A 6,830-nucleotide genomic window follows, 5' to 3' on the forward strand; every position below is an offset into this window, starting at 1 on the left:
GAGCTGTACCTGCTGATCATCTTCAGCGCGATCTTCTCGCCCAGCGTGGCGCTGCTGCTGATCCTGCTGTCGCTGTTCGGATGGACCGGGCTGTCGCAGTACGTGCGCGCGGAGTTCCTGCGCAACCGGCAGATGGACTACGTGCGGGCGGCCAAGGCGCTGGGCGTGGCCAACGGCCGGATCATGTGGAAGCACATCCTGCCGAACAGCATGACGCCCGTCATCACGTTCCTGCCTTTCCGCATGAGCGCGGCCATCCTGGCATTGACCTCGCTGGACTTCCTGGGCCTGGGCGTGCCGCCCGGCACGCCCTCGCTGGGCGAGCTTCTCAGCCAGGGCAAGAACAACATCGACGCCTGGTGGATCTCGCTCTCCACCTTCGCCGTGCTGGTGCTGACGCTCCTGCTGCTCACGTTCATGGGCGATGCGCTGCGGGATGCGCTGGATCCGCGGAAGGCAGACACGTGAAGCAGAACATGCCCCTGCCTCCCCTGCTCGAAGTGAAGGACCTGCGCGTCTCCTTCGGCGAGAAGGAAGTCGTCCACGGCGTCGACCTCGCCATCGCGCCGGGCGAGAAGCTCGCCCTGGTCGGCGAATCCGGTTCCGGCAAGACCGTCACGGCCCTCAGCCTGGTCAAGCTGGTCCACAACGCGCGCGTGACCGGCTCGGCCCGCCTCGCCCCGCGCGAGCCGGGCGCAGCGCCGGTCGAACTGCTGGAGGCCTCCGAACGCGAGCTGCTCGGGATCCGCGGGCGCGACATCGCGATGATCTTCCAGGAGCCGATGACGGCCCTGAACCCGGTCTACACCATCGGCGACCAGATCGCCGAAGTGCTGCAGGTCAAGCAGGGGCTGAGCCCCAGGCAGGCCTGGGACGCCGCGGTCGAAGCCCTGGCCGCCACCGGCATCCCCGAGCCGCAGCGGCGCGCTTCCACCTATCCGCATCAGCTCTCGGGCGGGCAGCGGCAGCGCGCCATGATCGCCATGGCGCTGGCCTGCCGGCCGCGGCTGCTGCTGGCCGACGAGCCCACCACGGCGCTGGATGTCACGCTGCGGCAGCAGATCCTCGAACTGCTGGCCGACCTGCAACGCCAGAACGGGATGGCGGTGCTGCTGATCACGCACGACCTCAACCTGGTGCGCCGCTTCGCCGACCGGGTGGCGGTGATGGAAAACGGCCACCTGGTGGAGCAGGGCCCCGTGGCCCGCGTGTTCGAGCAACCGCAGCACGCCTACACGGTGAAGCTGATGGCCAGCCGGCCGGAGCGCGACGTGCAGGAGCCGCGCGCCGGCGAGGCGCCGGTGATGCAGGCGCAGGAACTGCGCGTCTCCTACCCGGTGCCGATTCCCGGCTTCCGCGGCTGGTTCCGCAAGGGCGAGTTCGTCGCGGTGAAGGGGGCGCAGTTCCAGGTGCCGCCGGGCGGCACGCTGGGGATCGTGGGCGAATCGGGCTCCGGCAAGTCCACCATGGCGCTGGCCGCCCTGGGCCTGATTCCGCATCACGGCGACCTCGACGTGGTCGGCACGCGCTGGGGGCCCGACAGCGCGAAGAACCGCGAGATCCGCCGCCTGGTGCAGGTCGTCTTCCAGGATCCGTTCTCCTCGCTCTCGCCGCGCATGACGGTGGAGGAGATCGTGGGCGAAGGCCTGCTGGTGCACGAGCCCGCCCTGACCCTGGAGCAGCGGCGCGAACGCGTCGTGCAGGTGCTGCAGGAGGTGGGCCTGACGGAGGCGCAGTTCCCGGGTCTGCTGGGACGCTATCCCCACGAGTTCTCCGGCGGCCAGCGGCAACGCCTGGCGGTCGCGCGGGCGCTGATCGTGCAGCCGCAGGTGCTGGTGCTGGACGAGCCCACCAGCGCGCTGGACGTCACGATCCAGAAGCAGGTGCTCAAGCTGCTGCAGCGGCTGCAGCGCGAGCGCGGACTGTCGTACCTGCTGATCACGCACGACGTGGACGTGATCTGGGCGATGGCCCACGAGGTGCTGGTGATGAAGGACGGGCAGGTGGTGGAGTCGGGCAGCGTGGAGCAGGTGCTGCGCAGCCCGCGCGACCCGTACACGCAGACGCTGGTGGCGGCGGCGAGTTGAGGCTCAGAGCGCCATCCACACCCCTGCCGCTCCCGCGAGGGCCAGGCTCGCTCCCCACACGCGATCCAGGTTGAACCACGCCCGGCGCAGGAACTGCAGGCCGAGCCAGCGGTACACCGCATAGGCGATCGTCACCCCCGCCAGCAGCATCGCCAGCGTGTGCACGCCTGCCACGGCCAGCGCGGTCGCCACGTCGGAGCGGGCCAGCACCTGCATCACGCGCCCATGCGCGCCCTCGACGCCGCCCGCCGCGGACGGTGCCTCGCACAGCCGCAGCATGAAGGGCACCAGCATCAATCCCGCCCCGTGCGCGCTCGCCATCAGGAACGACCACCACGCCAGCCGCGAAGGCGGGATGCGCGCCAGCGCCCGGGGGTGCCGCGGGTCGGCGAGCTTCCACAGCCCGAACAGCAGCACCAGCAGGCCGGCGCCGAGGCGCAACGCACGGCTCCACTCCACCAGCCAGGCCAGCGCGGCCAGCGGCACCAGCACCACCGCCATCGCCGCGAAATGCCCGCCGCCCAGCGGCAGGGCCGTGGACAGCACGGCGCCGCCGCGCCGTTCGGTGAGGCCGTTCGCCACCGCCAGCGGCCAGCCCATGGCGGGGTTCAGCCCGTGGTATGCGCCCAGGACGATCACCGTCGTCCAGAGCGCCGCGCCGGTGTTCAAGCGGAGGGATAGCAGAACGAGTCGGTGGAGCAGTCGCCGCCCTGCAGCCGCACCTGGTGCGCAGCATAGTCGGGGCCGAACTCCACGCAGAACTCGCGATCGAGCTCGATCCCGCCGCCTGCACCGACCTTGCACATGGCCTGCACGCCGGGAATGCCGTCCGGGTAGAACTGCGCGTCCCAGGTGCTGTAGAGGGAGTTGGTGAAGTACACGCGCTTTCCGTCGCGGCTGATCTCGATCATCTGCGGGCCGCCGCCGAAGGCGCGCCCGGTGGGATGCTTCTCGTGCCGGGCGACGCCGCCGACGCGCACGCTGCCGGCCAGCTCGGGCCGCTGCGGATCGCTCACGTCGTACTGCCGCAGCTCGCCCGTGCCCCAGCAGGCGACGTAGAGGTACTTGTCGTCCAGCGACAGGTCGATGTCGCTCACCAGCGGCGGCACGGCGCCGAAGCCCTTGAGCAGGGCGGGCAGTTGCTCCGTCGGCGCCGGCTCCGGCGGGATGGTCACGGTCTTGCGCGCGTGGAACTGGCCGTCCTCGCGCCACCAGGTCCAGATCGAGGCTTCCAGATTGGTGGTGTCCACCACCACGCCGACGAAGCCGTATTCGCGCGTGGGGTCGTGCGCCGGGCGGATCTCCAGCGACATCTGGTGGTTGGCGCCGAGGTCGATGGTCTGCACGTGCCGGCGCTCGCGCAGGTTCCAGAAGTGCAGGGCGTGGCCGTACCTGTTGGCCAGCAGGTCCTCGGCCACGATGCCGTTCTCGAACTGCGGCGGCAGCGCCCATTCGCTCGACACCATGTAGTCGCGCGGCAGGTTCCACCAGAAATCGTAGTGGCGCTGCTGCGGCCCGCGGTCGATCTCCCAGCGCCCCAGCACCTCGAAGGTCTGGCAGTCCATGATGAAGATGCCGGGCGGGCCCTGGGTGCCGTCGGCGCCCGCGCCGCCGAGGGTGCTGACGTAGATGCCTTCGGGGCCGCAGTGCACGGTGTGCGGCCGCGAGTAGCCGGTCTTGCGCAGGATCTCGTCGGGCTCGATCGTCTTCACCAGCTTGGGCGCGGCCGGATCGGGCTGGGTGTCGAACACGTACAGGCGCGAGGAGCGCATGCCCGGCACGATCAGGTAGCGGCGCTGCAGGAAGGCGTGGCCGGTGAGCGGCGAGAGCGCCGAGCTGCAGGCATTCCAGCCGAAGTGGTGCAACTCGTCGCCGCGGTTCGGCAGCTCGATGCGCTTCAGCACCGACGCGTAAGTGGGCGACGCGGGATCGACGTCGACCACCGCCAGCGCGTCGGGGCGCGAGCGGTCCGGCGAGAGCAGCGCCGTGTAGCAGAGGTGTTCGGGTTCGGCCTCCATCGCCAGCTTCGGCGAGGGGTGGAAGGTCGGGTCCGGGCGCAGGGTTTCGATCATGGAGGGCTCCTCGACGAGGTCACCGCGGCCGCGCATCGCGGGGCGCACGGCCGACACATGCTCCGACGGCGGGCGGCGCGAGGCAAGGCCCCGGAAGGCGACAGGGACATGGCGACGCTGCGCTGCACAACAGCAAGGCTCCTTGGTGCCTTGCGGGTGCCTTGCCAAGGGAGTACTTTCGCGGTCCCGCAACCGAGGAGACAAGGTGAAGTCCTGCCCGTTCAGCGCTGCCGTTCCGTCCTCGTCGTCCTCGAGCTCCTGGCTGTACCTGCTCGAGCGCTTCGACGTCGGCGTGGTCCACGTGGACAAGGAACTGCGCGTGATCGGCATGAACGATTTCGCCCGCCGCAGCCTGCCGGTGCAGGAGAAGCTCCCCTTCGGCAAGATCGTCACCTCCTTCCACCCGGAGGCGGCCAAGGCCAAGCTCAAGTTCCTGCTGGGCCAGGCCGAGTGCCCGGTCAACAACGCGCCGCCCATGGCGTTGATGATCAACATCCCCGACCGGGTGCTCCTGATCAAGGTGTCCAAGATCGGCGACATGCAGGGCGCAACCATCGGCTACACGCTCGTCTTCTACGACATCACCGAGGTCGTGAGCCAGAAGGCCGAGGAGAGCGCGGCCCGCGGCGGTGCCGAGCCGGCCGAGCCGCGGCGGCTGCGCAAGATCCCCACCATCAAGAAGAACCGGGTGCTGCTGGTGGACGTGCCCGCCGTCTCCTTCATCCGCTCCGAAGGCCACTACACCTGGGTGCACACCGCCCAGGGCGCGCAGTTCTGCAACCTCAACATCGGCGACCTGGAGGCGCGGCTCGATCCGCAGCTGTTCCTGCGGGTGCACCGCAGCTACATCGTCAACCTGTCGCAGGTGGACGAGATCGTGCGCGACGACGGCCGCATGATGCTGCGCATGATGGGCTCCACGCCCGCGGACATCCCGGTCTCGCGCGGCAGCGCTCCGCACCTCATGGAGCAGCTGGGCCTGGGCGACTCGCTCGCGCACGCGTCGCGCTGACATTCCAGTTCGTGCAACGTCGCTGCACTTCGTGCAGCGAAACCCGGGTTTGGTTTGGCGCTGTGCTCGCGACGCAGCGCTTTTCCTACAGTCGCCCGAACCACGCCCGCGGTCGGAGGCGTGAGAGGAGACCAGCGTGATTCCCAGTCCGTTCGAATACCACGCCCCCACCAGCCTGCCCGATGCCATCGCTCTGCTCGGCCGCTACGGCGACGATGCCAAGCTGCTCGCCGGCGGGCACAGCCTGCTGCCAATGATGAAGCTGCGCTTCGCCCAGCCGGCGCACCTGATCGACCTCAACCGCATCCCGGACCTGCGCGGCATCGCCGAAGTCGGCAACGAGGTCCACATCGGCGCCATGACCACCGAGAACCAGCTGGTCTGGTCGACGCTGCTGGCCGAGAAGGTTCCGCTGCTGGTGGAGGGCGCCCGCGCGATCGCCGATCCGCAGGTGCGCTACCGCGGCACCATCGGCGGCGACATCTCGCACGGCGACCCGGGCAACGACCATCCCGCGCTGATGCTGGCGCTGGACGCCTCTTTCGTGCTGCGCGGGCCGCAGGGCGAGCGCACCGTGAAGGCGGCCGACTTCTTCTTCGGCCTCTATTCCACCGCGCTGCAGCCCGGCGAGGTGCTCACGCGGATCCAGGTGCCGATCCCGCCCGCGGGCACCGGCTACGCCTACGAGAAGCTGAAGCGCAAGATCGGCGACTTCGCCACCGCCGCCTCGGCCGTGCTGCTGCGCCTGGACGGCGGCAAGGTCGCGAGCGCGAGCATCGCACTCACCAACGTCGGCCCGACGCCGCTCAAGGCCACGGCCGCCGAGGACTTCCTGGTCGGCCAGGCGCTCGACGAATCGAGCCTGGCCGAGGCCGCCCGGCTGGCCAGCGACGCCTGCGACCCGGTTGCCGACCAGCGCGGCGACGCCGAGTACAAGCGCGCGATGGCCGGCGAGATGACGCGCCGGGCCCTATTGAAGGCGCAATCCCGCGCGACCGCCTGAACGACACCCGAGGAGACGAGCATGGCCCAGAAGACCCTGGTGTCGTTCACGCTGAACGGCAAGGAAGTGGATGTCGCGGTGGAGCCGCGCGAACTGCTGATCCACACGCTGCGCGAGCGGCTGCTGCACACCGGCCCGCACATCGGCTGCGAAACCTCGCACTGCGGCGCCTGCACGGTCGACATCGACGGCATGAGCGTCAAGTCCTGCACCATGCTCACGGTGCAGTGCGAGGGCGCCTCGATGCTCACCATCGAGGGGCTGGAGCAGAACGGCACCCTGCATGCGCTGCAGCAGGCCTTCCACGAGCAGCACGGCCTGCAGTGCGGCTACTGCACGCCCGGCATGATCACGCGGGCCTACCGGCTCCTGCAGGAGAACCCCAACCCGACCGAAGAGGAGATCCGCTACTGGATCTCGGGCAACCTCTGCCGCTGCACCGGCTACCAGAACATCGTCAAGGCCGTGCAGGCCGCCGCGCAGAAGCTCGCTGCACAACCCGCCTGAAGGAGAGCACCATGGGCGACATGTCGGAACTCCAGCAAAGGGAAGACGCGCTGCAGGGCATGGGCACCTCGCTCCTGCGCAAGGAGGACGCGCGCTTCATCCGCGGCCAGGGCAGCTACATCGACGACGTCAAGCTGCCGGGCATGCTG

7 protein-coding genes are annotated in these 6,830 nt (G+C 69.6%); 5 read left to right on the forward strand and 2 right to left on the reverse strand.

Translation table 11 applies throughout. The annotated features are described in order from the left end of the window. Both VFM98_RS06250 and VFM98_RS06255 read left to right on the forward strand, forming a co-directional pair. Positions 1–468 (forward strand): ABC transporter permease subunit (locus VFM98_RS06250; protein WP_325109042.1); only part of this gene is annotated, 468 nt, incomplete at its 5' end. An 8-nt stretch (positions 469–476) separates the two neighbouring features. Next, positions 477–2,087, forward strand: coding sequence for a dipeptide ABC transporter ATP-binding protein (locus VFM98_RS06255; RefSeq protein WP_325109043.1), 1,611 nt, complete (start codon positions 477–479; stop codon positions 2,085–2,087). Between the two features lie 3 nt (positions 2,088–2,090). Here VFM98_RS06255 and VFM98_RS06260 read toward each other — a convergent pair whose 3' ends face one another. Together VFM98_RS06260 and VFM98_RS06265 are read right to left on the reverse strand one after the other, a co-directional pair. Next, on the reverse strand, positions 2,091–2,756 hold the full coding sequence (locus tag VFM98_RS06260; RefSeq protein WP_325109044.1) for a hypothetical protein: 666 nt from the start codon (positions 2,754–2,756) through the stop codon (positions 2,091–2,093). Next, positions 2,753–4,159, reverse strand: coding sequence for a selenium-binding protein SBP56-related protein (locus VFM98_RS06265; RefSeq protein WP_325109045.1), 1,407 nt, complete (start codon positions 4,157–4,159; stop codon positions 2,753–2,755). Before VFM98_RS06265 ends, VFM98_RS06260 begins: the two co-directional genes overlap by 4 nt. Positions 4,160–4,364: 205 nt before the next feature. Here VFM98_RS06265 and VFM98_RS06270 point away from each other — a divergent pair, with 205 nt between their 5' ends. From VFM98_RS06270 to VFM98_RS06280, 3 genes are all read left to right on the forward strand, one after another. Continuing rightward, entirely contained in the window at positions 4,365–5,171 is an 807-nt protein-coding gene (locus VFM98_RS06270) for a LytTR family transcriptional regulator (protein ID WP_325109046.1), read from the forward strand. 136 nt (positions 5,172–5,307) lie between these two features. Beyond that, positions 5,308–6,174: a xanthine dehydrogenase family protein subunit M gene (locus VFM98_RS06275; RefSeq protein ID WP_325109047.1), complete on the forward strand. Its 867-nt coding sequence runs from the start codon at positions 5,308–5,310 to the stop codon at positions 6,172–6,174. Positions 6,175–6,195: 21 nt separating this feature from the next. Next, positions 6,196–6,681: a (2Fe-2S)-binding protein gene (locus VFM98_RS06280; protein WP_325109048.1), complete on the forward strand. Its 486-nt coding sequence runs from the start codon at positions 6,196–6,198 to the stop codon at positions 6,679–6,681. Positions 6,682–6,830: the final 149 nt, after the last annotated feature.

The sequence above is a fragment of the Ramlibacter sp. genome, assembly GCF_035706265.1.
GTDB lineage: Bacteria > Pseudomonadota > Gammaproteobacteria > Burkholderiales > Burkholderiaceae_C > Ramlibacter.